The sequence below is a fragment of the Pantoea sp. EA-12 genome (assembly GCF_030053355.1).
Lineage (GTDB): Bacteria > Pseudomonadota > Gammaproteobacteria > Enterobacterales > Enterobacteriaceae > Pantoea > Pantoea vagans_C.
Genome location: NZ_JASGBY010000020.1, coordinates 1 through 25,995, shown reverse-complemented (window position 1 = coordinate 25,995; position 25,995 = coordinate 1). Strand labels below are relative to the sequence as shown.

At 55.6% G+C, this 25,995-nt stretch carries 18 protein-coding genes; 4 read left to right on the top strand and 14 right to left on the bottom strand.

What is annotated here, in order from left to right; all coding sequences use genetic code 11:
- Positions 1 to 42: 42 nt before the first annotated feature.
- The 12 genes from recD to rppH all read right to left on the bottom strand — a co-directional run bounded on the left by recD (position 43) and on the right by rppH (position 18,333).
- Positions 43 to 1,881, bottom strand: coding sequence for an exodeoxyribonuclease V subunit alpha (gene recD, locus QMZ30_RS22660; protein ID WP_283228995.1), 1,839 nt, complete (start codon positions 1,879 to 1,881; stop codon positions 43 to 45).
- A complete protein-coding gene (gene recB, locus QMZ30_RS22655; RefSeq protein ID WP_283228994.1) occupies positions 1,878 to 5,423 on the bottom strand; it encodes an exodeoxyribonuclease V subunit beta in 3,546 nt (1,181 codons plus the stop codon). Before recB ends, recD begins: the two co-directional genes overlap by 4 nt.
- Positions 5,420 to 8,317, bottom strand: a complete 2,898-nt coding sequence (ptrA, locus tag QMZ30_RS22650; RefSeq protein ID WP_283228993.1) for a pitrilysin — start codon at positions 8,315 to 8,317, stop codon at positions 5,420 to 5,422. Before ptrA ends, recB begins: the two co-directional genes overlap by 4 nt.
- A gap of 107 nt (positions 8,318 to 8,424) precedes the next feature.
- Positions 8,425 to 11,805 carry an exodeoxyribonuclease V subunit gamma gene (recC, locus tag QMZ30_RS22645; RefSeq protein WP_283228992.1) on the bottom strand — a complete coding sequence of 1,127 codons (3,381 nt, stop codon included), beginning with the start codon at positions 11,803 to 11,805 and terminating at the stop codon, positions 8,425 to 8,427.
- Between the two features lie 81 nt (positions 11,806 to 11,886).
- The gene (locus QMZ30_RS22640; RefSeq protein ID WP_283229035.1) at positions 11,887 to 12,159 is read right to left on the bottom strand and encodes a prepilin-type N-terminal cleavage/methylation domain-containing protein; all 273 of its coding nucleotides are present in this window, start codon (positions 12,157 to 12,159) and stop codon (positions 11,887 to 11,889) included.
- A gap of 16 nt (positions 12,160 to 12,175) precedes the next feature.
- Positions 12,176 to 12,583, bottom strand: coding sequence for a DUF2509 family protein (locus tag QMZ30_RS22635; protein WP_283228991.1), 408 nt, complete (start codon positions 12,581 to 12,583; stop codon positions 12,176 to 12,178).
- On the bottom strand, positions 12,580 to 13,107 hold the full coding sequence (locus QMZ30_RS22630; RefSeq protein ID WP_283228990.1) for a prepilin peptidase-dependent protein: 528 nt from the start codon (positions 13,105 to 13,107) through the stop codon (positions 12,580 to 12,582). The genes QMZ30_RS22635 and QMZ30_RS22630 overlap by 4 nt, the downstream gene beginning before the upstream one ends.
- Complete coding sequence (locus QMZ30_RS22625) at positions 13,104 to 13,574, bottom strand: prepilin-type N-terminal cleavage/methylation domain-containing protein (RefSeq protein ID WP_283228989.1); 471 nt, start codon at positions 13,572 to 13,574, stop codon at positions 13,104 to 13,106. The genes QMZ30_RS22630 and QMZ30_RS22625 overlap by 4 nt, the downstream gene beginning before the upstream one ends.
- A gap of 177 nt (positions 13,575 to 13,751) precedes the next feature.
- Positions 13,752 to 14,546: a thymidylate synthase gene (thyA, locus tag QMZ30_RS22620; RefSeq protein ID WP_058969888.1), complete on the bottom strand. Its 795-nt coding sequence runs from the start codon at positions 14,544 to 14,546 to the stop codon at positions 13,752 to 13,754.
- Complete coding sequence (lgt, locus tag QMZ30_RS22615) at positions 14,543 to 15,424, bottom strand: prolipoprotein diacylglyceryl transferase (protein WP_283228988.1); 882 nt, start codon at positions 15,422 to 15,424, stop codon at positions 14,543 to 14,545. The genes thyA and lgt overlap by 4 nt, the downstream gene beginning before the upstream one ends.
- A 116-nt stretch (positions 15,425 to 15,540) precedes the next feature.
- Positions 15,541 to 17,787 (bottom strand): phosphoenolpyruvate--protein phosphotransferase, encoded by a 2,247-nt coding sequence (gene ptsP, locus QMZ30_RS22610; RefSeq protein ID WP_039333231.1) that lies wholly within the window; start codon positions 17,785 to 17,787, stop codon positions 15,541 to 15,543.
- A 12-nt stretch (positions 17,788 to 17,799) separates the two neighbouring features.
- Complete coding sequence (rppH, locus tag QMZ30_RS22605; protein ID WP_283228987.1) at positions 17,800 to 18,333, bottom strand: RNA pyrophosphohydrolase; 534 nt, start codon at positions 18,331 to 18,333, stop codon at positions 17,800 to 17,802.
- Positions 18,334 to 19,016: 683 nt separating this feature from the next.
- Between rppH and mutH the strand changes: the two genes are divergently transcribed.
- The 4 genes from mutH (at position 19,017) to QMZ30_RS22585 (ending at position 22,182) form a co-directional block, all read left to right on the top strand.
- Positions 19,017 to 19,703, top strand: coding sequence for a DNA mismatch repair endonuclease MutH (gene mutH / locus QMZ30_RS22600; RefSeq protein ID WP_283228986.1), 687 nt, complete (start codon positions 19,017 to 19,019; stop codon positions 19,701 to 19,703).
- A 248-nt stretch (positions 19,704 to 19,951) separates the two neighbouring features.
- Complete coding sequence (locus QMZ30_RS22595; protein WP_039333225.1) at positions 19,952 to 20,662, top strand: TerC family protein; 711 nt, start codon at positions 19,952 to 19,954, stop codon at positions 20,660 to 20,662.
- Positions 20,663 to 20,779: 117 nt separating this feature from the next.
- On the top strand, positions 20,780 to 20,998 hold the full coding sequence (locus tag QMZ30_RS22590; RefSeq protein ID WP_039333223.1) for a YgdI/YgdR family lipoprotein: 219 nt from the start codon (positions 20,780 to 20,782) through the stop codon (positions 20,996 to 20,998).
- A 143-nt stretch (positions 20,999 to 21,141) separates the two neighbouring features.
- Positions 21,142 to 22,182, top strand: a complete 1,041-nt coding sequence (locus QMZ30_RS22585; protein WP_058969890.1) for an NADP(H)-dependent aldo-keto reductase — start codon at positions 21,142 to 21,144, stop codon at positions 22,180 to 22,182.
- Between the two features lie 161 nt (positions 22,183 to 22,343).
- Here QMZ30_RS22585 and lplT read toward each other — a convergent pair whose 3' ends face one another.
- A complete protein-coding gene (gene lplT, locus QMZ30_RS22580; protein WP_283228985.1) occupies positions 22,344 to 23,534 on the bottom strand; it encodes a lysophospholipid transporter LplT in 1,191 nt (396 codons plus the stop codon).
- Positions 23,531 to 25,681: a bifunctional acyl-ACP--phospholipid O-acyltransferase/long-chain-fatty-acid--ACP ligase gene (gene aas / locus QMZ30_RS22575; protein WP_283228984.1), complete on the bottom strand. Its 2,151-nt coding sequence runs from the start codon at positions 25,679 to 25,681 to the stop codon at positions 23,531 to 23,533. Before aas ends, lplT begins: the two co-directional genes overlap by 4 nt.
- Positions 25,682 to 25,995: the final 314 nt, after the last annotated feature.

The following is a 25,995-nucleotide window of genomic DNA, read 5'->3' as shown; positions in this document are numbered from 1 at the left end:
TGAACCCGGGTATGTAAGGTCGGCATTTTTGCCGACCCCTCCCTATTCCCCACCTAACCTCTCCAGCAATCCACTGCGGCGCTGAGTACGCAACTGCACCGCCCGACGGAATACGCCGTCATCGCTGTATAACGTCAGATGCTTGCGGGCGCGGGTAATTGCGGTATAGATCAATTCGCACGTCAGCACCGGCAAGAACTGAGCGGGCATCACTAAGGCCGTGTGGTCAAACTCCGAACCCTGTGACTTATGCACTGTCATCGCCCACGCGGTGTCATGCGCAGGCAAGCGGCTCGGCTGAACGGCTTTGATACTGCCATCGGGCAAGGGGAAGAACACTTTGAGCAGCCCCTCGTCATCGAACAGCGTGATGCCGATATCGCCATTGAACAACCCAAGGGCATTGTCGTTGCGCGTCACCATCACCGGGCGCCCCTGATACCAGCGGCTGCCGCCGGTGGGTCGACGAATCAACTGCATCTGCAGCAACTTCTGTTCAATACGCTGATTCAACCCCTGCACACCAAACGGACCTTCGCGCAGGGCACACAGCAGTTGATAACGTCCGAATGCCGCCAGTATCTCGCTCGGTTGCGCGCGCTGACTGACCAACCGCAGAAACGGCCGATACCCCTCAGCGATTTCCGACAGCATCGCCTGATAGGCTTCACCGTCATTCAGCGGCTGGCGAGCAATATCGCTAAAGCCAGCCTGAAATGCCGCTTCAACGGCTTTAGGCTCACCGGCATTCACTGCGGCCGCCAGTTGACCTATTCCCGAATGCGCATCGAAACGGTAGCTTTTACGCAGCAAACAAATTGCGTCACGCACCGCTGGCGCGCGGCTGTCATCATTGCCGTCAACCTCACAGCCGGTTAAGGCATGCAGCTGAGCCGCACGCGCCGTGCTGTAACCCGCTTCCGCACAACGACAAATATCCCCCAGTACCGCACCCGCTTCTACCGAGGCAAGCTGGTCACGGTCGCCAAGGAAAATGACGCGCGCCTGCGGCGGTAATGCGGCAATCAGATTGGCCATCATGCCAAGATCGACCATTGAGGCCTCATCCACCACCAGCACATCCAGATGCAGCAGATTGCCCGCGTGATAGCGTAAGCGTTGTGTCTCAGGCTGCGCACCTAGCAAACGGTGTAAGGTCGTGGCTTCAGCGGGAAAGCGCTGGCGCTCAGCCTCACTGACCGGCAGCTTCTGCAGCGCTTTGCCGAGCGATTCGGTAAGCCGCGCTGCCGCTTTGCCTGTGGGGGCTGCAAGCTGAATACGCAACGCCCCGTCACTCAAGCGAATCAGCGCCGCCAGCAGTTTTGCCACGGTGGTGGTTTTCCCCGTGCCCGGTCCACCCGATATCACCGCGGTTTTCTGCGTGAGGGCCACTGCGGCGGCGATTTTTTGCCAGTCATCCGGCTGGGTACCAAACAGGCTATCCAGCACCTCACGCACCCTTTCGTTAGCGAATGGCTGCGGTGCTGACTGTGCCTGGAAGAAGCGGGCGACCTGCCCCTCGTTGTGCCAGAATCGATGCAGATAAAGACGATCATCACAAAGCACTATCGGCGCTGCCTGCTCGCTGCTGCTCAGTGCAGACCAGTTTGCCAGGGTCGATGGCCAATCCTGTGGCTCCCCCGCCGCCAGCCAAATAGCCTGAGCCAACTCCGCGTGGCGCCCCTTAAACACGCTCTCTTGGCTCAGCTGAGACAGCGGTAAACAGACATGCCCTTCCCCCGCTTCCGCGCTGAGGCAAGCGGCGGCCAACAGCCGTGCCGGTTGGCTGTCGTCGGCTAAAAGCAGTGCAAACTGGATATCCAGCGGGCGCAATAAGCGCAGCTCAGCCGCCTGCGCAAGCAGTGCTGTCATGCCGCTCATACTGTGGCTCCTGGCCCGCGAAACAGGCTATCTAACTGTGAAACAAATTCCTGAGTCGGGCGAGTGTGGAATACGCCATTGTCAGGCGAACTGCCATCCAGCCCACGCAAGAACAGGTAAAACACGCCGCCAAAGTGCTGATCATAATCGTAATCCGTCAGGCGATGTTTAAGATAGCGATGCAACGCCAGCGTATAGAGTTGGTACTGCAAGTCGTAGCGGTGGTCGATCATCGCCTGTTTCATCGCTTCCGGCGTGTAAGCTTCACGGCTGTCGCCCAGCCAGTTGGATTTGTAATCCAGCAGGTAATATTTGCCCTGCCAGCGGAACACCAGATCGATAAAGCCCTTCAGCATGCCCTGCACCTGGCGAAATTCGAGCGATGGCGCATTTGATGACAAGGTATCCTGACGAATCAAGCTATCCAGCGCTTCCGCCGTCAGCAGGCCATCAATCGGCAAATAGAAACCCATCTCCACTAAACAATCGCTGGCATGCACCTCGGCAAGTTTAATGCCCTGCACGTTAAGTGGCGTACTCACCACCCGCGCGATCCAGTCGCTGAGCATTGGCTGCCAGTGCAGCGGATAACCATTTTGCTGCAGATGTTGCTCCAGCTTTTCAGCGGTGGGGGGCTGCGGGAAATCCAGCGATTCAAACAATTCGTGCAGGAAGGTTCCCGGCGCCGCACCGCGTGGAAAATGATGCGGCGTCAGTGTGGTTTCGCTGTCATCTTCCTGAAGGTCTTCGCCAGCCGCCTCAATATCAAAGCTCGGCATGACATCAAGCAGCCGTTGGTTACCATGCTGCTGCAAACCGGAGTAGCTGGTCACACGCCAGGATTCAACCAATGGACGCGTGACTGAGCGTGCCGTTAGCTGGCCTTCCGCGGTGACGGCTTCCTGCCAGCGTTCGGCATCGTCATCTTGTACTGACACCACTTCAGTGCCCGCTGCGTTCATCTCACTCAGCAGCACAGCCAGTTGCTCGGCTGTCGCCGCCTCACCGCGTTGTAACAGGTATCCCAGTGCACTTTTGTGTAGATCGCTCGCGCCCTCTTTCTTGCGTGTACCGCGAAACAGTGGCGCAACGCCCACGCTGCAGTGATACACCGAGCGCGTCAGCGCCACATACAGCAAGCGCAAATCTTCCGCTAAGCGTTCCTGTTCGGCAAGCGCCAGGCTTTCATCATCAGCTTGCAGATCCAGCACCGCTGCGAAATTTTCACGATCGTGATAAAGCGCGGTATCGGCTTCGCGGAAACCGGCGGCAAAAGGCAGCCACACTAATGGATACTGCAGCCCTTTCGATTTATGAATGGTGACAATTTGCACCAGATGGCGATCGCTCTCCAGACGAAGTTGCTGGCTGGATGACTGGCTGTCCGGGCTGTCGATCTGCTGCGCCAGATAACGCACCAGCGCATGGGGGCTGTCGAGTTGCGCGGCAGCCTCCTGCAATAGCTCGCCCAGATGCAACAGGTCTGTCAGACGGCGCTCACCGTTTTCCGAGGCCAACAGGTTTTCCGCCAACTGGCGTTCCAGCATCAGCTGGCGCAGCATCGGCAACACGCCCCGCTGCTGCCACAACAGCTGCCAACGTGCGAAAGTCTCCACCAGCGTATCCCAGCCGCGCGCATCCTGATCCAACCTGTCCAGCTGTGCCGCATCAAACGCAAACAGCGAGGTAGCCAGCGCCGTACGCAGCATTCGCTCCTGTTCCGGTGCCAGCACCGCCTGGAGCAACCATAACAGCTCGCGCGCCTCTGGCGTGGTGTAAACACTGTCACGGTTTGAGAGGTATACCGAGGGAATCCCCAGCTGATTCAGTGCTTCACGAATCAGGTTGGCTTCGTTGCGACTGCGCACCAAAACCGTGATATCGGATGCCTGTACCGCACGCTGCGCCGGGGCCTTACCCAGCATGGCGCGCTGTTGCTGCCCTGCCTGCAACCAGCGGCTGATGTCGGCGGCGCATTGCCGCGCCATCGCTTGCTGGTAATCACCTACGCTGCATCCCTCACCCGGTTGCAGCCAGAGGCGCAAGGCTGCCTGCTCCTGTTGGTCGATACTGAGTGAAAGTGTTTGGTTCGGCGGCGCAAACTGCACCGGCAGAAACGGAATTGCCTCAAACAGGAAGGGAGAATCAAGTCGTGCAAACAGCTGATTGACGCTTTCCACCATCGTAGGGGAAGAGCGCCAGTTGGTATCGAGCGTGTAGTGGGCGCTGACTTCACTGCGCGCGCGAATATAGGTAAAAATATCCGCACCACGAAACGCGTAGATCGCCTGTTTAGGGTCGCCAATCAGCAATAACGCATGTTCCGGCTGCTGAATATAGAGTGTGCGGAAAATACGGTATTGCAGGGGATCGGTATCCTGAAATTCATCAATCAACGCCACCGGATAACGCTGGCGGATCGCTTGTGCCAGCTGCTCACCACCGGGCTGTTGTAGCGCATCATCCAGTCGGCTTAGCAGGTCATCAAAGCCGAGTAGCGCTTGTTGCCGCTTCTCTTTGCGCACTGCCGCGCGCACTTCGACTAGCGCCCGGGCAATCACCACATCGCGCAGTGAAACGGGCTGCGAGAGGAACGTCTCAATACTTGAGAACAGCGTATGCTGCGGTGGATTGCCCTTTTTGGTTTTCTCATCAAGCACCTGTTGTGCAAAGCGCGCCAGTTCAGCAGGCACCTGATAATCGCAGGTTTCACTCTGCGCCCAGAAGCTGACTTTATTTACCCAGACCGGCAGATTTTTACTGCTGTAGCTGCGCTTATCCACATCCGACTGGCCGACGATCGTCAGTACCTCATCGCCCACCGCGCACCACTGCGCTTTCATCGCTTCAATACGCGCCAGATTTTCCTGATGGCGAGAGGTGATGGTTTCCGCGTCACCCGGCGGTTGCCGCAGGCTGGGGGATTCGCCCTGCAACCACGGGCGTAACGTCGCCAGCAGTTGCTCTGGTCCATTCCATTCACTGACAATTACCCGGGCGATATCCAGCGTCAGCGGGTAGCAATGGCGACGCCAGAAATCGGCAGTAGCCTGCCGCAACAGTTGATGTTCATCTTCGATCAGTTGCTGTTCAAACAGCATGCCAGACTCAAAGGCATTGAGATTGAGCATGCGCTGGCAGAAGCCGTGGATAGTAAAGATGGCCGCCTCATCCATCTGGCGTTCGGCGGCCAACAGCAATGAGGCGGCATCCGCTGGCTGTGGAATTTCGTGCAACAACTGCATCAGCATGGGATTGCTGCTGGCACCGCGAATACAGGCCAGCCGCAATTCATGAATGTTGGCGCGTATACGTCCACGCAGTTCCGCAGTGGCAGCCTCAGTGAAAGTCACCACCAGAATCTCTTCCACTGATAGCGGTCGGGAATAAGCATTCGCCCCGCCCAGCCCCAGCAATAAACGCAGATAGAGCAGCCCGATGGTGAAGGTTTTTCCGGTGCCAGCAGAAGCCTCAATCAGCCGTTCACCGCGTAAAGGCAGCGTCAGCGGATTAAGCGATTCGGGTAGTTGCAGCTGACTCATTGCGCATCACTCTTAACCGGCAAGGATTGCTGTAATTTCTCAACCTGATCCCAGGTGGTGAAGCCGGGCAGTGGCGCATAATCATCTTTGGTTGCGCCATCGTGGCTGCCGCCGATTTGTGACACCATCGCCATACCTTGCTGGGCTATCACCGCCTTGTGGAAGAAATCAGCCAACCCTGCAGGCGTGAGTTTCTGAATTTGCTCAATGGCTTTCTCTCGCGTATCAAAGGCAAAATTCTGACGATTGAAATCGCGGTTATAGCGGTTGGCTTCTTCATCCAGCGTTTGTGGGCGCTGTTTCAAATCATTGATTAATGCCTGCTGATATTGAGCGAAATCTTCCGGTTTCATGTCACGCAAGCGTTGTTCTGCCTGCGGATAGAACGCCTCGAAACGCTGCATCAGATAAGCCGGTTGCTTACTGTTACTCTGCAGCAGGAAACCAATCCCCCACTGGCGGCCAATCGGCATTTGATAGGAGAATACCGCATAGCCCAGCTGTTCCTGGGTGCGTAACTGGTTGTAGAACCACGGCTGCACAATCTGGCTCAGCATGGTGCTGTTGGCCATGCTTTGGTACTCGTCATAGCCGAGCGGGACGTAGAGTGCTGCCAGCGCCGAATCGGTGCTGCTACCGGCGGTTTGCAGATTCGCCTTCATGGCTTTGTCGATCGCCACGTAATTGCTGTGCCAGTAACCCTTGCCATCACTGTGCAACTGCTGCTGCAAATCAGCGCCCAGTTGCTTAACCCGATCGGCTGACAGGTTCCCCACCACCATCATTTCTGGCGTAGCCTGGCGTAACAGAGCATCACGATAATCGGTGACATCTTTCAGCGTGAGGTCTTTCACCAGCTTACGGCGCGTCTCTCGCTGGGTGTACGGCAGTTGCGATAACATCTGCATCGGCTGTATCGCCTGCTCAAACGCTTTGCCCTTCTCTGCGGCTTCCAGTCGATCCAGATACCAGGATTTAGCCTGCTCCAACTGCTGTGCATCCGGTTGGAAAGTGGCATACCCCTCAACCAGTTTTTTCAGCAATTCCGGTAAGCGCTGGGTAAAGCCGCTGGCATTGAACACAATGCCGTCATCCTCGCCCGTCGAGAAGCTGATGCCGCTGACGGAAGCCTGCGAATTCAACTCGTCCAACGCCACGCTGGAGAGATAATCATTCAGACCAAACAGCACCTGCTGGCGCGCATCGCTGATAGCGGCCTTGTTACGCAGCGCCAGCGTAATCGCCGCTTTCGGTTCGCTGGCGTAGAACTGGCTTGGCATCCAGTAAATACGCATGCTATCAGCATCGGTAAGCGCTACCGGATGAGTGTAGGTTTTGCCATCTGAGGGAATCAGCGAAAAATCGGATGGAATGTAAGGATTGAGCGTCGGCATCGAGAGCTGAATCTGCGCCCCACGCTGCTGCCAGTCGCTGAACTGTGCCGCACTGATTTTATCCACCTGATAAGGTGCGTTGACGAAGTAGGCTTCTTTGTTATGCGGTTCACCAGGACTGATGTACCAGATGCGCGCATTTTGCGGCGTCATCTCATCAAGGCGAGATTTGATGGCCGCCGGGTCGAAATTGTCCGCCAGGTAAGGAGCATCCAGCGCATGATCGATCGGCACGCGCAGCATGGTGTCCACCAGCCATTCGATGTAATCCATGTCACGCGTAATGGAAGGGTAACGGAAGTCCAGCGCCAGCACATGTGACACTTCGTCAAAATAGCCTTTATCAATGCCCTTGTTACGCAGCATATCAAGGTAACTGAATACCGCAGCCACCACTTCATCGCGCTGCGCCAGACCTTTATCCGTTAGCGAAACCGTGATGGCAAACACGCCGCTGTTACGGTCGGTCATCGGGTCAGCACCCGCATTGACACCGTCAGCCAGACCCTGTTTTTGCAGCCAGTCGTTAAGGGTGTTTTTACTGCGGTTGCCAAGAATGTAGCTGATCAAGGTGTCGGTTTTACTGCGGAACTGATCGCTGTTGTTAGCAATGCGGAATTCAATTTTTAGCTGCTTGCGCGGCTGGGCAGGCACATAGTGAATGATGATGCCTTTCTGCGCATCGGTCACCACCGGCACTTCAATCTTCGGTACGATCGCCTGATGATTGCTGACGCGACCAAAGGTCTGGGCGGCAATATCCGCCATCTCCGGCAGTGATTTGTTGCTGTAAATCACCGCTTTCATCAGGTTGGCGGAATAATGGCTGTGATAGAAATCCGTCAGAGCCTGGTGCAAATTGCTGTCGGGTTTATCACGCAGCGTGTCGAGGTTACCGCCGGAATAGCGCGAGCCTGGGTGCGCCGGATTGAGGGTCTCAGCTCCCACTTGCGCCATACGCAAACCATCACGCGAGCGCGCCATGGTGAGTTCCGCATTGACCGCATGGCGTTCGCGATCGGCATTGACCGGATCAAGCAAGGGTTCAGCAATGGCATCGGCAAGACGATCCACAGCAGGCTGCAACGCATCGTTCTCCACCTCCAGATAGAATGCGGTGCGATAGGAAGCGGTGCTGGCGTTGTGGCTGCCGCCATGTTTTTTCAGAAACTCCGCCAGATTATCCGGCTGTGGGTAAAGCTTGGATCCCATCAACACCATATGTTCGGTGTAGTGCGCTAACCCCAATTGCTGATTAGGATCGTCAAGCGATCCAATCGGTAGGGTGATCGCCGCGAGAGATTTGGGCGCTGCGGCATCAGACACCAGCAGCACTGTCATGCCGTTGGTCAGCGTAATCGCCTGATAACTGCGTGGATCGTGATCGCTTTTGCGAATGGTTTCATTGATGGGCTGCCAGCCGCGATCGGTATCGGCAAAGGCACTCAGCGCCAGCATGCTCAGCAGCAGCGCTCCTATCCAGCGTGCGTTAATCCGCATTTAAACCCCTTTCGTTACCCTATACCGCTGGCTGTGTGCCCAGCGGAGAAAAAACAGACTTTTTTATGATTTTGAGAACAACAGCAAAGGCTGTCGTTACCCGATTGCTATTCATCATCTTGATGCGCGAGGCGCACCGGTAAATACCACTGACGAGCGGCGGTGACGATAGCCTGTACGGCTTCGTCATCCAGCGCACGACACAAACGCTGCAGATAAGGATCGCTGCCCTCTCCCTCGACCTGGAAGCCACCTTGCCAGGCTTGCAGCAGTTTGTTAAGTGCCTTTTTCTGGGTAGCTTCATCATCCAGAAGCTGACGTGATTTACCGTCGAAGCTGGCGTCCAGCCAGGCACCACCCGATTTATTGAGCAACATCAGTGGCTCCGTCATGCCCATTTGCCAGGCGCTGATGTAATCACTTAGCAGTGATTGGGCCTGATCGGCGCTGACCGCTTTGAAACGCCAGTGACTCTGTTTACGGCCATACATACGGCTTTCCCCAGTCCCACCCAGCGCGCAATAAACCAGATGCTCCAGCCACAGTAGCAGCCCATCATTCATGTTCAGCACGCCCGGTCGCCAGCGCAGCAGTCCATCAGCTTGCACCTGTGTCAGCCAGCCGGTCAACTGCACATCATTAAGTGCTAGATTGATCTCCCAGCTTTCGGCCATTTGACGCTGTCCACTGACTTCAGCAGCCACTTCCTGCATCTCTTCGGTCTGGCTCTGCCAAAAAAGTTCCCCAAAAGCGCCATAAGGGAGATTACCGGCCGCACGATGACGCGCATAAAGCTGCGCGGGATCGTCGCCATCAACCAGCGTATTCAGTAGCTGTGCATTGATTTGGTAACGCTCCAGACTGTCCGGCGCGAACGGCTCGCTATCGGGTAATTCACTCTCTTCCATCCAAAATGCGACGCCCAAACGCTGCTGGAACCAGGCGCGCACCGGATGGCGCCAGAAGCGCAGCAGTTGTTCCAGAGACAGTGTCTCCAGCGTCATGGGCTCCAGCGGCTGTACGAAGTCAGGTTGCGCCACGCCGGTGCCAGTGGCGGCAGGCAGCCATTCTGCGGCAAAGCTTTGGCCATAGGCCCCCGGCTGGAAATTTTCCGCGGCAAACGGCATACGGCTGTGCAGTATTTGCAAATGGTCACGCACCCGTTGCTCGCTGACATCTGGCTCACAGGATTCATCACCCGGCAAACAGAAACTCTGCCCGAGGTAATCCACCAACTCGGTAACCAGTACCGAGGGATAGCGCTCGGTGTTGTCTTGAATCGCGCGCCCGATATAACTGATATAGAGCTGTTGCTGAGCGGAAATCAGCGCTTCGAGGAACAAATAACGGTCATCATCCCGACGGCTACGGTCGCCTTTGCGCGCCCGCTGTTGCATCAAATCAAAGCCTAAAGGAGCCAGTGTGCGGGGATAAACGCCATCGTTCATGCCCAACAAGCAGACCACTTTGAACGGGATAGAACGCATCGGCATCAGGGTACAGAAGTTGATGGGACCTGCCAGGAAACGCTGGCTGATGCGTTGTTGATCCAGCCGCGAGTGAAGCTCATCACGTAATAACGTCACTGGAATCGGCTGCTGATACGCCGCCTGCATGCCTTGCTCAATTATCTGCTTCCACTGCGTCTCAACCAGCAAAAGCGCCGCCTCACTCTCGGCATCGCCAGCAAAGAAGCTGTCGATCAGTTCACGACACAGAGTCTGCCACGCTGATAGTGTGCGCTCTTCTGCCAGGCGCTTACGCCATGCGTCGAGCAGCGACAATAATTCAGCCAGATGTCCGGCGAGTTCGGCAATTAAACCGCTGGATTCGTCGTACGGCAGTATCCCCTGCCAGTCTCCGTTACGGCTCTCCAGCGCGTAGCCCAACAGCATACGTTGCAGGCCAAAGCGCCAGGTATGTTGCCCGGTGACCGGTAGAGCCAGTGCTTCGACGCTGGCATCATCCAGTCCCCAGCGAATACCGGATTCCATCACCCAGCGACGCAGCAAACGCAGACCGCTCTCATCCACCGAGAAACGCTGCGCCAGCGCGGGCACTTCCAACAGTGCCAATACTTCTTCAGAAGCAAAGCGACTTTCCGGCAGTGACAACAAGCTGAGCAACGCCAGAATCGCGGGGTGTGCCTGGCTGGCACGGCGATCGGAGATGGCAAAAGGCAGATAGCGATCGGATGGTGCGCTGGCGAAGGCCGCTTGGATAAAGGGCGCATAGCTGTCGATATCCGCCACCATCACGATGATGTCGCGTGGTTTCAGGTCGGGATCAGCCTCCATCAGCGCCAGCAAGTGATCCTGCAAGACTTCCACTTCGCGCTGCGGGCTATGGCACACCTGTAGGGTGACAGAACGGTCCTCAGGATCGAGCAGACGTTTTTTGCTGCTGTTTCCCAACTCATCGGCATTGACGCCGATCACCGCCCGGTCATCAAGGTTGAGCAGATCGGCCTGCAAACTGTGCAGCAGGTTGTCTTGTGGCATCTCGACAAAAGCATCAATATCGTTGGCAGCAGACTCCATCTGGCTGAGCAAAAACAGGTTATCGCGCCCTAATTTTCCCCAGGACGCTAACAGCGGGTTAGTCAGTTGCTGTTCGCCTGCCTCGTTAAACAGCGAGGGAGCCACCTCTGGATCACGGAACAGCGGTTGCCGCTCTTCAGACTGCACCCGACGACGCTGGCGGCTCTGTAGCTTCGCCAGGAACGCATAATCCTGGATATCGCCCCAATAGTGCCGACAGGGATTGGTGAACAGCAGATGGATATCAATATGACGTCCGAGTGCTTCCAGCGCCTGAAGGTAAACCGGGGGTAACGCAGAGATGCCACAGATAAAGACACGTTGCGGTAAGCCTGCTGGCGGCGTCTCTGCCTGCTCCAGTGCCTGGATAAAACGTGCGTAGAGGTTGGCACGGTGCCACATCGGCTGGCCGAGCTGCTGTGTGAACTCGACCAGGTCGCGCCACAGCGGTGCCTGCCACTGTTGCGCATCACTTAAATCTTCAATCAGTTCGCCGCGTTCCCAACCGTTAAGCCAGTCAGAGCGATACACCAGATACTGGTCAAAAAGGTCGGCGACGCGTGCGCTGAGCTGATACAGCTTACGTTTGTCATCATCATCACTAAGATAGTGGCGCAGTGGCTGAAAAGCCTCCTGCTCCAGTAGCGTCGGTAGGCGGTGCATCAGCTTCCAACTCATGCTGGCTTTGGTGAAGGCGCTCTCTTCAGGAATACCGGGCAGCACCTTGACGAACATGTTCCAGATAAACGTGGCGGGCAGCGGAAAATCGATGTTAGCAGCAATACCAAAGCTGTTTGCCAACTCCATCTGAAGCCATTGTGCCATGCCGGGACTTTGCACCAGCACCTGCTCAGCCGCGAGCACATCCGTCAGCGGTTGATTTTCAATCAAGATACCGGCCAAATTCTTCAACAGATCGAGCTGATTGGAGTGGTAAACCCGGAACATAAGTCTCCTTGTGAGAGGTAAAACAGCGCAGCCTGGTCACTCTACCCTGTATCGCCGGGGATGCCTATCGCCGAGGTCACCTCAGCGACAATTGAGCCGCGCCAGGCTGGCACTTCGTTGTTGTGGACCCACTACGGTGACGCTTTCCAACACACAGCCCAGCGCGATAGTTTGCTGCTGGCGCCGAATCTGCCAGCCTTCAACGTCACGGCCCAGCAGGGCTTGGCCGGCAACCCGCCATGCCTGGCGCTGTTGCCATTGCTGACTGAAACCCAGCGCCAGGGCGCGGTGGTATTGCAATAAGGTGCTGATGGTCATTGCCAGCAATAGCATCGCCACTAAGGTTTCCGCCAGGCTAAAACCCTGCTGCTTACGGCTGGCATTGCTCTGGCTTTGGAAGCGGGCAGTAGTCGATTCTCCCTTGCGCCTGCGGCTGCAGTGAGTGACTTTGCCGCGCGACCCATTGCCAGAGCCGAAGTTCACGGCCTTCTTCTTGTCCTGATAACAGTGCATTCCCCTCCTCCATGGTGAGTAAACAGCTTTGCCACCGATGCGATGGCAATGTCTGACATTGCCAGCCCGAGACCGGAGGCCAACTCTGCGCCAGCCCCCATTCCAGTGCAGCTTGTGCTTGCCAGAAATCTTTATGATGCTGCTGCTCGTCGGCCACCAGAACCACGTCCTTTTCAAGCTGGGTACGTGTAGCGTGCAAAGTCACCCCGCCCAGCAGTAACAGCATCAGCACCATGCCCAATGTGCTGTTACCGCGCTGATTCATAGATTCCAGCCTTCAATCCAACTTTCCTGTTGCACACGCTGACTACCTGCGCGCCCTGCCAGTTGCAGTATCAGTCGTGTCCCTTGGCGCTCCAGCCGGAATTTGTCGATGGAAAGAAACTCAGGATCGGTCATGCGCTCCCAACCGCTGCCGTTGCAGTGTTCTACGCCGCGCTGCATTTCCAACTGCCCATTGCGCAGGCGGTAGCCGTAGTAGTCACTCTCACTGCTGCCGACCCCTTCCCAGCGCCCATTACTGTTTTCGTCCCAGCGCAATAAAACACAGTTGCTGGCAATGGAGAGTGCCGGCCCGCTGCACTGACCGCGACAATAACCCGCACGCTGGAGTGCTTTCTGCAGCGTGTGAGCGATCTGCTGTAGTTCCTGTTGCAGTTGAACACGCTGCTGCAATTGCAGATTTTCCGCTAACAGCAGAGGTAAAAAACGGCCAACGCTGACCATCAAAATGGCGCCTACCGCCATGGCGATCAGCATCTCCAGTAGACTGAAGCCTTCCTGATTCATTCGCACCCTTTGTCTCCCATTTGGCAGGCGCGAATGCGAGCGCGGGCGGAAATAATCAGCCGCCACTGTCCGGCTTCACTTTCCATATTGATGCTGCCCGGCCGCGCTACATCGCGGCGTCCGTAAAAGCCCGGTTCCCCCACCAGCCCGGTGATGCGCACCCCGCTATGCGGCGGAGTGAACCACCAACGCGAAGGTAACGCACAACCCTGTGAGGGTTGAGTACCGACACCAATGCAGCCGTTGCCGCCAGGGATAAACCACAGCGTGAAATCACTGTTATGCCAGTTAGCGTGCGCACGCAGCCGGGTCAGGAACCCTTGTAACTGCTGCACGCAGTCACGTAACTGTTGATGCTGCTGCCAGCGCTGCCAGCTGTGCATTGCTCCAAGGCTAAGTATGCCGGCGATGACCATAACGATGAGCAGCTCAGGCAAGGTAAAACCGGCGTTCGGGTATTTGTTCATAGCGCTCACTCTGTGTTGAAGTCAGAGCGGCAACAAGCATCAAAGTGGCAGGATGGAATGCGTCGTACAGGAGAGTTTTGCGCGGTGCAGGCAGAGAAAAATTTATGCGAGACAGATTCAGAATACGCATAAAAAAAACCCTGCACGATGGCAGGGTTTCAGGTTGATGCAGGAGCGTTACACCGCCACTGGCGCTTTAATCGCTGGATGCGGGTCGTAGCCTTCGATCTCGAAATCTTCGAAGTTGTAATCGAAGATTGAGGCAGGTTTACGCTTGATCACCAACTTCGGTAACGGGCGTGGTTCGCGCGTTAGCTGCAGCTGCGCCTGCTCCAGATGGTTGCTGTACAGGTGCGTGTCGCCGCCGGTCCAGACAAAATCACCCACTTCCAGATCGCACTGCTGAGCCACCATATGCACCAGCAGCGCATAGCTGGCGATATTGAACGGCAGGCCGAGGAAGATATCGCACGAGCGCTGATACAGCTGACAAGAGAGCTTGCCGTTCGCCACGTAGAACTGGAAGAACGCATGGCAAGGTGCCAATGCCATTTGGTCCAGTTCACCCACGTTCCATGCCGACACAATAATGCGGCGTGAATCAGGATCACGTTTTAACTGCTCAATCACTTTGCTGATCTGGTCAATCTCTTCACCTGAAGCACTGCCCCAGCTGCGCCACTGCTTACCGTAAACCGGCCCCAGATCGCCATTCTCATCGGCCCACTCATCCCAAATCGTCACCTTGTTATCTTTCAGGTAAGCAATATTGGTTTCGCCTTTGAGGAACCACAACAGTTCATGAATGATTGAACGCAGGTGCACCTTCTTGGTGGTGACCAGCGGAAAACCTTCCTGCAAATTGAAACGCATCTGGTGGCCGAAAATAGACAGCGTGCCGGTACCGGTTCGGTCGGCTTTCTCTGCGCCTTCATTCAGCACATGTTGCATTAAGTCCAGATACTGTTTCATTTTACCTCACGAGTTTGTTGCTGCGGACGACGACGGTACGCCCAAATCATCATAACCACACCGGCCACAATCATTGGGATAGAGAGAATCTGCCCCATGCTGATGCCGCCTTCGAACAGGCCCAACTGCGCATCCGGCTGGCGGAAGAACTCAACAATAATGCGGAATGCGCCGTAGCCAATCAGGAACAGGCCGGAGACGCTGCCCATCGGGCGCGGTTTGCGAATAAACAGGTTGAGAATGATGAACAGGACAATGCCTTCCAGGAACAACTCATACAGCTGCGAAGGATGACGCGGCAGCACACCGTAGGTGCTCAGCAGTTGCTGATATTGTGGGTTGTTGGCCGCCAGCGCGATGTCTTCGCTACGCGAGCCAGGGAACAGCATGGCAAATTTGAAGTTCGGATCGACACGGCCCCACAGCTCACCGTTGATGAAGTTACCGAGACGACCGGCACCCAAACCAAAGGGAATCAGCGGTGCAATGAAGTCTGACACCTGGAAGAAAGTACGCTTGGTGCGGTGCGCAAACACCAGCATCACCACGATAACTCCAATCAGACCGCCATGGAACGACATACCGCCATCCCAGACTTTGAACAGGTAAAGTGGATTGTCGAGGAACAACGGCAAGTTATAAAACAGCACGTAACCGATACGGCCACCGAGGAACACGCCGAGGAAGCCCGCATACAGCAGGTTTTCCACTTCCTCTTTTTTCCAGCCGCTGCCAGGTTTATTGGCCCGGCGCACCGCCAGCCACATAGCAAATACAAAACCCACCAGATACATCAAGCCGTACCAGTGAAGCGAAATCGGTCCGATAGAGAAAATTACCGGATCGAATTGGGGAAACGAAATGTAGCCGTTAGTCATCTTTCACCATCGATTTTTCTGCCCTGAAAACGGGTCTGGCTAAGGGGTCATACAATAAAAGGCTGCGCATGATAGCACAGCCGCTTTTCACAAATGGCGTGGAAATGTAAACGCCGTTAACGGCCGCCGCGAATCAAACCACCTAAACCACGGCGTTCCATAAAGGCGGAAACCAGATGCCGCACTTCTGACGCGGTGTGCGCCGCCACGCCCTGCTCGCTCAGCTTCTGCGTTTCTTCATGGTCGAGATGGCGCAGAAGGTATTTCACGCGCGGTATGTTTTTCCCGTTCATGCTGAGGTGGTGATAACCCAACCCCACCAACAGAGCGACACACATCGGATCGCCAGCCATTTCACCACACAGGCAGAGTTCCAGCTTGGCCTGATGAGCTTCGTGAGCAATGGTTTGCAATGCGCGCAGCATCGCTGGATGCAGCGGATCGTAGAGATTCGCCACGCGGGTATTGTTGCGATCCACTGCGAGCAAATATTGAGTGAGATCGTTTGTTCCCACAGACACAAAGTCCACGCGATCGGCCAGATGCGGGATCAGGAACAGCATCGATGGCACTTCGATCATCACGCCAATACGCGGTTTAGGGATCACATAACCCAGCATCTCTTCCACTTCACGACCGGCACGATCGATCAGGCGACGCGCATCATCGATCTCATCGATGTGGCTGATCATCGGTAGCAAAATGCTGAGGTTGCCTGACGCCACGTTGGCGCGCAGCATCGCACGCACCTGCACCAGGAAGATTTCCGGCTGGTCAAGCGTCAGACGGATACCCCGCCAGCCCAGACACGGATTCTCTTCACTGATCGGCATATACGGCAGCTGTTTATCCGCGCCGATATCCAGCGTACGCAGCGTCACCGGCTTGTCGTAGAACAGCTGCAACATGCCCTGATACTGCGCCACCTGCTCCTCTTCAGAGGGGAAGCCGTTTTGCAGCATAAACGGAATTTCGGTGCGGTAGAGGCCGATGCCATCCACCCAGCTATCCAGCGCCTGTTCATGCTCTGGGCTCAGGCCCGCATTAAGCATCACCTGCACGCGTTCGCCGCTTTTCAGCTCACCGGGCTGTTCCACCACGCCTTCGGCCATCTTACTCAGCGCGTTCTCTTCGCTGATTAAGCGTTGATACTCCTGCACCAGCACCGGTTCAGGATCGATCAGCACTTCACCGCGATAGCCATCAACGATTAACAGGCGTTTATTGAGATGCGCAGGGATGATATCCGCGCCCATCACGGTGGGAATACCCATGGCGCGCGTCAATATTGCCGCGTGAGAGTTAGCCGCACCATCGCGCACCACCACCCCCGCTAAACGCTCTTGTGGCAGCTCAGCCAGAGTGGTTGCGGTGAGTTCGTCGGCGACCAGCACAAAGCGTTCCGGCCACGCGTTGGTACCGACCAGCGTATCATCGAGATGGAACAGCAAGCGCTGGCCGAGCACGCGCAGATCGCCCGCACGTTCGCGCAGGTATTGATCCTGCAGATTGGCAAACTGTTCAGCGAATTTCTCGATCACCGTTTTAACCGCCCACTCGGCGACCGATCCGCGATCAATCTCAGCAAAGAGATCCTTTTTCAGACGCGCATCGGTTAACAGGTGTGAGTAGAGATCGAAGATCGCGGCACTCTCTTTCTGTACGCTGGCAGCAAAGCGCTTACTGAAGCGGCGAAACTCATTGCTGGCTTCACTCATCGCGACGCTTAATCTTTCACGTTCGCGCTGGACATCCAGCGTGGAGGCTGCAGAGACCTGATCGAGCAGCGGCTGGGTTTCATCAACCCAACCCGGCGCCACGGCCACGCCTGGCGCCGCTGCAATCGCTTTGACGCGCGTCTGACGGAACTGACCAAATAGCTGGCCCAGCTGGGATTGCGACAGCAGTCCGGCCATTTGCGTCGCCAGCGTGACCAGGAAAGACTCTTCGCTTTCATCAAACTGGCGATGTTCACGCTGTTGCACCACCAGCACGCCGAGCAACTGGCGTCGGCTGATGATCGGCACACCGAGGAAGGAGCGATAACGCTCTTCTTTTACTGAGGGAATGTATTTGAAGCTGGGATGGCTCTGCGCATCGGCAAGGTTAATCGGTTCGGCTAAACGTCCAACCAGCCCGACAATACCTTCATCAAACGCCAGCGTGATGGTGCGACCGCGCGGCTTTTTAAGCCCGCGCGTCGCCATCAGGTAATAGCAACGCCTGTCGTGATCGGCGAGATACACCGAGCAAACCTCGGTTTCCATCGCAAGGCAGATTTCATTTACCAGAATGTCGAGTGCTTCATTCAGACGCGGAGCACTCGCCACTTTTTCTACAATTTCTCGCAACTGAGTGAGCATAAAGGGCGTGGCCTATCCTCTTTTACGTCGATGGGCGGCGTTGTTGTGACTACGCTGCCCCGCACTCTCCTGCATAGACATCACTACGCCCGCAAATTCTTTCATAACCCGACGATAAACATCGCGTTTGAAAGAGACCACCTGGCGCACCGGATACCAGAAGCTGACCCAGCGCCAGCCGTCGAATTCCGGCGTGCTGCTGTGCTGCACATTGATCTCCGCGTCACTACACATCAACTGCAGAAGAAACCACTTTTGTTTCTGGCCGATACACACCGGCTTTGTGTCCCAACGCACCAAACGTTTTGGCAACTTGTAACGTAACCAGTTACGGGTTGAAGCAAGTATTCGAACATCTTTGCGGTGTAAACCCACTTCTTCGAACAGTTCGCGATACATCGCCTGTTCAGCAGTTTCACCCGGATTGATGCCTCCCTGAGGAAATTGCCAGGAGTGCTGTCCAAAGCGCCTGGCCCATAACACTTGTCCTTGCCTGTTACAGATTACGATACCAACATTCGGGCGGTAGCCATCATCATCGATCACTGGACTACCTCAAAGCTAAATTTGAATAGCCTGATTGTTTCACACTCCTTACAGGCGGTAAACCACTGGATATCCGGGGAGATAGCAGAATAAAAACAGGATAACTCACAGAGTTTAGCCAAGTTATGAACAGCCAGGCACTTTTAAGGGCGATCTTATGCACCTTTTCTGTGGATAGCTTTGTGCAGAACACGGGAATGAGTTGAATAACCGCTTCAGAAAAATCTCATTAAGGCAGCCATGGATAGCACTAAAAACGCTATTAATCATATTGATAGGAAAAAATCGCGACTCGATATTGATAAGGATCCAGAGTAAATAACAGAGAGGTTTTATCATCTGCTCAAAGATCCACCAGCGACGCATTTATCCACAGAGAATGCCCTAAACCTGGTCAAATAAAGGAAAAAAAGCGTTCAAATCGCTAAAGTCAAGGCTGTAAATCGAAACAGGGGTTGTTCTGAAGGGGCTTATCCCACTTTTCTGTGGATAACTAGGTTTAAGATCCTGTTCATTGTCGATAACAAACTGGGATAACCTTGTCATAGCACTCAAGACTGCGGGACAATCGCCATAAAAAAGCATGCTGAATCATGCTATTATCACGGTTATTCAATCTGTAGACATGTGGAAAACCCACAGTCACGCAAGCTGTTCATCCTTTAACCAATATGAGTTTTGCCATGAATTCCCCTGCTTTATTGCCGACACCGCCTCAAGATGAAGTGGAATTACTGCAACGCGCACAGCATCTGGCAGGCCAAACCTTTGCGGCTCTGGCCGCACAGCTGGGTTTACCCGTGCCCGCGAACTTGAAACGCGACAAAGGCTGGGTCGGCATGCTTATCGAGTTACATCTCGGTGCCAGTGCCGGGAGTAAAGCAGAACAGGATTTCGCGCATCTGGGTATCGAACTCAAGACCATTCCTGTGGACGCGCAGGGCAAGCCGTTGGAAACGACCTTTGTCTGTGTCGCCCCCCTAACCGGCAACAGCGGGGTCACCTGGGAAACCTGTCATGTGCGCCATAAACTTTCTCGCGTCCTGTGGATCCCAATTGAGGGCGATCGCGCCCTGCCGTTAGCGGAACGCCGCGTCGGTTCACCGCTGCTGTGGCATCCGAGTGAAGAAGAAGACCAACAGTTGCGCGAGGACTGGGAAGAGTTGATGGATATGATCGTACTCGGTCAGGTCGAGCGTATTACCGCACGCCACGGCGCCTGGCTGCAAATCCGCCCGAAGGCGGCCAATAGTAAAGCGCTGACGGAAGCTATCGGTGAGCACGGAGAGCCTATAATGACGCTACCACGCGGTTTTTATCTCAAGAAAAGCTTCACCGGCCCGCTGCTGGCGCGCCATTTTTTACTGTGATTGTCTGAAACAGAGACACGACGGGTTCTTTCTGTAGCACAAGAGTGCCTTACGGCGCTTTTGAACAGCGCTTGCGCTGGCCCGCAGGGTGAGGCCGAAGGCCGAATCACGCAACAAGCGCGAGCATCCCCAGCAGCATACATGAGTAAGTGACTGGGATGACCGCGAGCAGCCAACGCAGGTGCAGGCTGAACCAGGACGTGTATAATCGCCGTTTAATATTCGTTTAGATTAGGATTAAAGGTCACATGTTTGACTGGATTGCTGATCCCAATGCCTGGCTGGCACTGGGAACATTAACCATTCTGGAAGTGGTTCTGGGTATCGACAACATTATCTTCCTCTCTCTGGTAGTGGCGAAACTCCCCAAACATCAACAAAACAAAGCGCGTCGTCTCGGCTTAATGGGTGCCATGCTGATGCGCCTTGGCTTACTGGCCTCCATCGCTTGGGTTGTACGTCTGACTAACCCGCTGTTTTCCCTGATGGATCATGCTTTTTCCGCGCGCGATTTGATTCTGCTGTTTGGTGGTCTGTTCCTGCTGTGGAAATCCAGCATGGAGATCCATGAGACCATCGAAGGCGGCGAAGGGGAGCACAAAACCAACGTCCACTCCTTTTTGGGTGCCATCGTGCAGATCATGCTGCTGGATATCATCTTCAGTCTCGATTCGGTGATAACCGCCGTGGGCTTATCCGATCATCTCTTCATCATGATGGCGGCAGTGGTGATTGCCGTATTGATGATGATGTTCGCGGCGCGCACTATCGGCGAGTTTGTGGAACGTCACCCATCGGTCAAAATGTTGGCGTTAGCCTTCCTGATCCTGGTCGGCTTTACCCTGATTCTGGAGAGTTTTGGCATTCATGTACCAAAAGGTTACATTTATTTTGCCATGTTCTTCTCAATGGCGGTGGAGTGCCTGAACCTCATGCGCAGCAAGAAGAGCGCGGCTTAGCGTTGTCAAGGGCGAGCGCATCTCGCCCTTTAATTTTAGGAATGATGCGATTACGTCAGCCAGCAAAAGCATTTATTACTACACTTTTGCAGTTGAAGTAGGTTGAGGGAGATAAGAATGAAAGGGTTGGTAAGTGCAGTCGGATTGATGCTGGTCGCGCTGACGTTAAGCGGTTGCAGCAGTAATTACGTGATGGCGACCAAAGATGGCCGCATGATTCAGACCGATGGTAAGCCGTCCATCGATAAAGAGACTGGTCTGGTGCAGTATACCGATGAGCAAGGCCATGAAATGCAGATCAATGGTGACGAGGTTTCCACCATCATTGAGCGTTAAGTGCCAAATTCCATTGCCTGCACAACTTTTCCCCCTGTGCAGGCGATTTCCCGAACTTTCCCCCCTTCCTTCCGCGCTGCTTCACAGGCTATAGTCCCAGAGGACACAACATTCCATTTCATAATGAAAAAAGGAAGCCGGCAATGCATTATCACCGCATCCCCCACAGTACGCTGGAAGTCAGCCAACTGGGATTAGGAACCATGACGTTTGGTGAGCAAAACAGCGAAGCCGACGCCCACGCGCAACTGGATTATGCGATTAGCAGTGGCATCAACCTGATTGATACTGCTGAAATGTATCCGGTGCCGCCGCGCCCGGAAACCCAGGGATTAACGGAACAGTACATCGGCAGCTGGCTCAAAAAGCGCGGCAGCCGCGATAAAATCATTCTGGCGAGCAAAGTGGCTGGGCCGGTGCGCGGCGCAGATGCGTCGATCCGCCCACATCAGGCACTGGATCGCAAAAACATCCGCGAAGCCTTGGATGCCAGCCTGAAACGTCTCAATACCGATTACCTCGATCTCTATCAGCTGCACTGGCCGCAACGCCAGACCAACTTCTTTGGCAAGCTGGGTTATCAGTACACTGAGAATTCGGTGCCTGTCACTCTGCTGGAGACGCTGGAAGCGCTGACCGAGCAAGTGCGCGCCGGTAAGATCCGCTACATTGGCGTCTCAAATGAAACCGCCTGGGGCGTGATGCGCTATCTGCAACTGGCGGAAAAGCATGAGCTACCGCGTATCGTCACCATCCAGAACCCATACAGCTTGTTGAACCGCAGCTTTGAGGTTGGCCTGGCTGAGATCAGCCAGCATGAAGGTGTTGAGCTGCTGGCCTACTCCAGCCTGGCGTTTGGTACCTTAAGCGGCAAGTATCTCAATGGTGCAAAACCTGCAGGCGCGCGTAACACCCTGTTCAGCCGCTTTACCCGCTACAGCGGTGAGCAGTCGAACCAGGCGATTGCTGCTTACGTGGAATTAGCCAAAAAGCACAATCTGGATCCTTCGCAGATGGCACTGGCTTATGTGCGTCAACAGCCGTTTGTCGCCAGCACCCTGCTGGGCGCGACGACGATGGAACAGCTGAAGATTAACGTGGAGAGTTTCAACCTGACGCTGAGCGCCGAGGTGTTAGAGGAACTGGAAGCGATTCATCGCCAATATACGTACCCTGCACCTTAATTTCTATTTGCATATTGGTTGCGTTTTTTGACCAGGTGCGCATAAATGCGCACCCTACAACTGACTGGCGTTTCCTGTTACCCATGTGCCCGGTTTGCGCATAAACGCTATCAATACTGTAGGGTCGCCATTAATGGCGACCTGGTTGAATTCCGCACCGGTTAACGCCGCGATTTCCACCACAGCAGCGCAATTGCCACCGCAAAAATTGCGCCGAAACCGATACCGGTTGCCACGGCTGGTGCGCCCAGCTTAATCGCAATGGTATACAGTCCCAGCATCACCAACATCGCGATGTTTTCACCGAAATTCTGCACCGCAATGGCATTACCCGCGCCGACAGAATCTTTGCCGCGCTCCTGCAGCAACGCATTGAGCGGCACCACGAAGAAACCGCCCAGCGCACCAATCACCATCAGCACCAGGTAGGCATTGAGCAGGCTGGTCTGCAGTGAGAACACCACCACCATCACGCCGATTAATATCCCAGCGGGCATACAGCGGCGCACGGTCTGCAGCGTGACCAGTTTTGCCGCTGCGGCCGCACCGATCACGATACCAATCGCCACCATGGCATTGAGGGTTGTCGGCGTTTTATTGTCGGTGATGCCGAGCGCCACCGGCACCCACAGCACCAGCAGAAAACGCAGCGTCACCCCTGCCCCCCAGAACATGCTGGTGCCGAGCAGGGAAAAACGTGTTTCTCCGTTGCGCCACAGCAGCAAACCCGAATCCGCGAAGCTGCGCAGCATCGCAGCGAAGTGCCAGCTTTGCCCGGGTCGCGCCGCCAGCAGCTTAGGAATAAAGATATTCGCCACAACCGCCAGCGCGTAAGTGAGTGCACACACAATCAGTGCCGCCAGCAGATTCCAGTCAGCGAGAATCCCCCCCGCCACTGATCCGAGCAGGATGGCCGCAATGGTCGATGACTCCATCAGCCCATTGGCCTTGACCAGTCGCTCACCGCTGGTGATCTCGGTGAGGATGCCGTATTTGGCTGGCGAATAGGACGCCGCGCCGATGCCCACCAGTGTGTAGCCGAGGAACGGGTTAAAACCAAAACAGATAATCAGTGCCCCCAGCAGCTTTAAGCTGTTGGCGAACATCATCACGCGCCCTTTGGCAAAGCTGTCTGCCATCTGGCCGACAAAAGGCGCGAGCACGATGTAAGTGGCCACAAACATCATCTGTAAGATCGGCTGGCTCCAGTCGGGATAGAGCTGGCTTTTCAGCACCGCCAGGGTGGCAAACAGCAGCGCATTGTCGCCAAAGGCAGAGAAAAACTGCGCCACTATCACCGCCATCATGTTACGTGACAGCAAAGGTGAATCCGGGTTAACTGCCTGGCTCATGCCTGTTCCTCTTCAGCCAGCTGTTTCAGGCTGACGTAGTCCGGTTTGCCACTGCCGAGCAACGGCAGCTGTTTCATAAAGCGGATGTCACGCGGCACCGCCAGTTCTGGCGCGCCGATGTCACGTGCGGCTTTGAGCAGCCGATCGCGGTTCAGTTCGATGTCGGTAGTAAACAGCACCAAAGCTTCACCACGATGACCATCCGGACGCAGCGAAGCAGCATGCTGTTTTTCGCCGGAGGCTTTCAGGGCAATTTGCTCGACGCTCTCCAGCGAAACCATCTCACCGGCAATTTTGGCAAAGCGTTTCGCGCGCCCCTGAATCTGGCAGAAACCGCCCTCATCGAAACTGACGATATCGCCGGTATCGTACCAACCCGGCTCCATCTCACCTTCGCCGTTATCCGCCACCGGCTTCTCCAGTACGCCCGGATTCTCGACGCGCAGATAGCCGTTCATCACGTTTGGCCCACGCAGTTGCAGACGACCGCCCTGCTCAATGCCCGGCACCGAAATCAGGCGCGAATCCATACCCGGCAGGATACGCCCCACGGTGTGAGTTTTCGCCGCCATCGGTACGTTGATTGCCACCACCGGTGCGCACTCGGTGACGCCATAACCTTCAAGGATGCGAATGCCGTACTTCTCCATATAGATCTGGCGCGTGCCTTCCTGCAGCTTTTCAGCGCCCGCCACCACGTAGCGCAGTCGCGCAAAATCATACGGGTTGGCAAAGCGCGCATAGTTGCCGAGGAAGGTCGAGGTGCCAAACAGCACGGTGCAGTTACGGTCATACACCAGCTCCGGCACGATGCGGTAATGCAGCGGACTCGGATAGAGAAACACCTGTGCGCCGGTCAGCAGTGGCGTGAACAGGCCAACTGTCAGGCCAAAGGCATGAAACAGCGGCAGCGCCGACATAAAGCGGTCACGCGGGGTGAAGTCCGCTACGGTACGGATCTGTTCAACGTTGGCCAGCAGGCTTTTATGCGAGTGCACCACGCCTTTGGGATTGCCTTCCGATCCCGAGGTGAACAGCACCATCGCGGCGTCTTCCGGCTGCTGCGGGACCTGCGCACGGCGTGGCATCAGCAGGTGCGCCACAATCCACAGCTTGTCTTTGAGGGTGACGGTGTCTTTCAGATCTTCCAGGTAGATCCACTGCACTTCTGTGAGGCCCTGCGGCAGATGCCACAGGTTGCCCTTTTCGAGGAACTGACGCGAGGTGAAGACGGTTTTCACTTGTGATGCGGTCAGCGCTGCACGCATGCCGTTCACGCCTGCGGTGTAGTTGAGCATTGCCGGAATGCGCCCGCGCAGCGAGGCCCCCAGAATCGCCGCCGCCGTCACGGTGGCATTCGGTAGCAGCAAGCCAACGTATTCGCCCTGCTGGCTGTAACGCTCAAGGATACGCCCCACACCCAGCGACTTTTTTAGCAATCCGGTATAGCTGTCGGGTTTGAAGTTGATGTCTTCGATGCACGGCTTGGTCAGGCCGTAGCGCTGACGTGCATTAAGAAACGCCTCAAACAGTGTTTCACGAGGACGCACCGCCATGCGCGCTTCCATCATCACATGATGTAAATGCTCACCCGCCAGTTGGCGACGGTCGCGCGCTCGTTTGGCTTCTGGCATCGGAATAATGGTAGCGGGCAACACGCTTAAGGTGATGCGCGGGAACAGGCGACGCTTAAACACGCCCGCCAGGCGACCAAACGGCGTGTATTCCGCGCCCTCAATGCGCATCGGCACCACGGTGGCGCCGGATTTCGCCGCCACAAAGCCCGCACCGCTGTAGATTTTCATCAGTGAGCCGGTCACGGTGATACGCCCTTCCGGGAAGATCACCACCGGACGGCCTTCGTTGATCATGCGCACCAGATGTTTGATCGACATCGGTTTGGTGGGATCGAGGGGCACAAAATCGATGATCGGCTTGAGGAGGCGCATAAACCACTGATCGCTGATCGACGAATAGACGGCGAACACCGGTTTGATCGGCAGGAACAGGGCCACCAGCACGCCATCAAGGAATGACATGTGGTTGGGGGTGATCAGCACTTTTTCTTTGTGCAGAGCGGTGAGATCGCCGCGCAGTTCTACCCGCCATAACAGGCGACAGAGGAAACGCAGAACAGTAAACAGCATGCCAACTCCTTAGCAGCGGTAAAAAATGGCTCTTACCTTGCAGGATCTGGCGATTTTCGACAAGTAGCGCGATGATTTATCGTGATGAATTCAGGTACGCATTCATGCGCTCCCGAGGGCTTTGTAGAGCTGTCATTTATGGCGTCATGCTCGTCAGTTAAGCACTAGTGGCCTGTTTTTTTAGTGCGGGCTCTGCCGCCTCTGCTGCCCCCTCTGGGCCGTCCTCGCGCCGCTAAAGCGGTACCTTCGACTTCCACGTCGTGCCGGACGGACCGTTCGCGGATGACCATCCATGGTCGGCCGCGAACTGCCCC

Coding starts and splice junctions, on each gene's coding strand:
- recD (WP_283228995.1), bottom strand. CDS start 1,881: ATGAGCGGCATGACAGCACTGCTTGCGCAGGCGGCTGAGCTGCGCTTA.
- recB (WP_283228994.1), bottom strand. CDS start 5,423: ATGAGTCAGCTGCAACTACCCGAATCGCTTAATCCGCTGACGCTGCCT.
- ptrA (WP_283228993.1), bottom strand. CDS start 8,317: ATGCGGATTAACGCACGCTGGATAGGAGCGCTGCTGCTGAGCATGCTG.
- recC (WP_283228992.1), bottom strand. CDS start 11,805: ATGTTCCGGGTTTACCACTCCAATCAGCTCGATCTGTTGAAGAATTTG.
- QMZ30_RS22635 (WP_283228991.1), bottom strand. CDS start 12,583: ATGAATCAGCGCGGTAACAGCACATTGGGCATGGTGCTGATGCTGTTA.
- QMZ30_RS22630 (WP_283228990.1), bottom strand. CDS start 13,107: ATGAATCAGGAAGGCTTCAGTCTACTGGAGATGCTGATCGCCATGGCG.
- QMZ30_RS22625 (WP_283228989.1), bottom strand. CDS start 13,574: ATGAACAAATACCCGAACGCCGGTTTTACCTTGCCTGAGCTGCTCATC.
- thyA (WP_058969888.1), bottom strand. CDS start 14,546: ATGAAACAGTATCTGGACTTAATGCAACATGTGCTGAATGAAGGCGCA.
- lgt (WP_283228988.1), bottom strand. CDS start 15,424: ATGACTAACGGCTACATTTCGTTTCCCCAATTCGATCCGGTAATTTTC.
- ptsP (WP_039333231.1), bottom strand. CDS start 17,787: ATGCTCACTCAGTTGCGAGAAATTGTAGAAAAAGTGGCGAGTGCTCCG.
- mutH (WP_283228986.1), top strand. CDS start 19,017: ATGAATTCCCCTGCTTTATTGCCGACACCGCCTCAAGATGAAGTGGAA.
- QMZ30_RS22595 (WP_039333225.1), top strand. CDS start 19,952: ATGTTTGACTGGATTGCTGATCCCAATGCCTGGCTGGCACTGGGAACA.
- QMZ30_RS22590 (WP_039333223.1), top strand. CDS start 20,780: ATGAAAGGGTTGGTAAGTGCAGTCGGATTGATGCTGGTCGCGCTGACG.
- QMZ30_RS22585 (WP_058969890.1), top strand. CDS start 21,142: ATGCATTATCACCGCATCCCCCACAGTACGCTGGAAGTCAGCCAACTG.
- lplT (WP_283228985.1), bottom strand. CDS start 23,534: ATGAGCCAGGCAGTTAACCCGGATTCACCTTTGCTGTCACGTAACATG.
- aas (WP_283228984.1), bottom strand. CDS start 25,681: ATGCTGTTTACTGTTCTGCGTTTCCTCTGTCGCCTGTTATGGCGGGTA.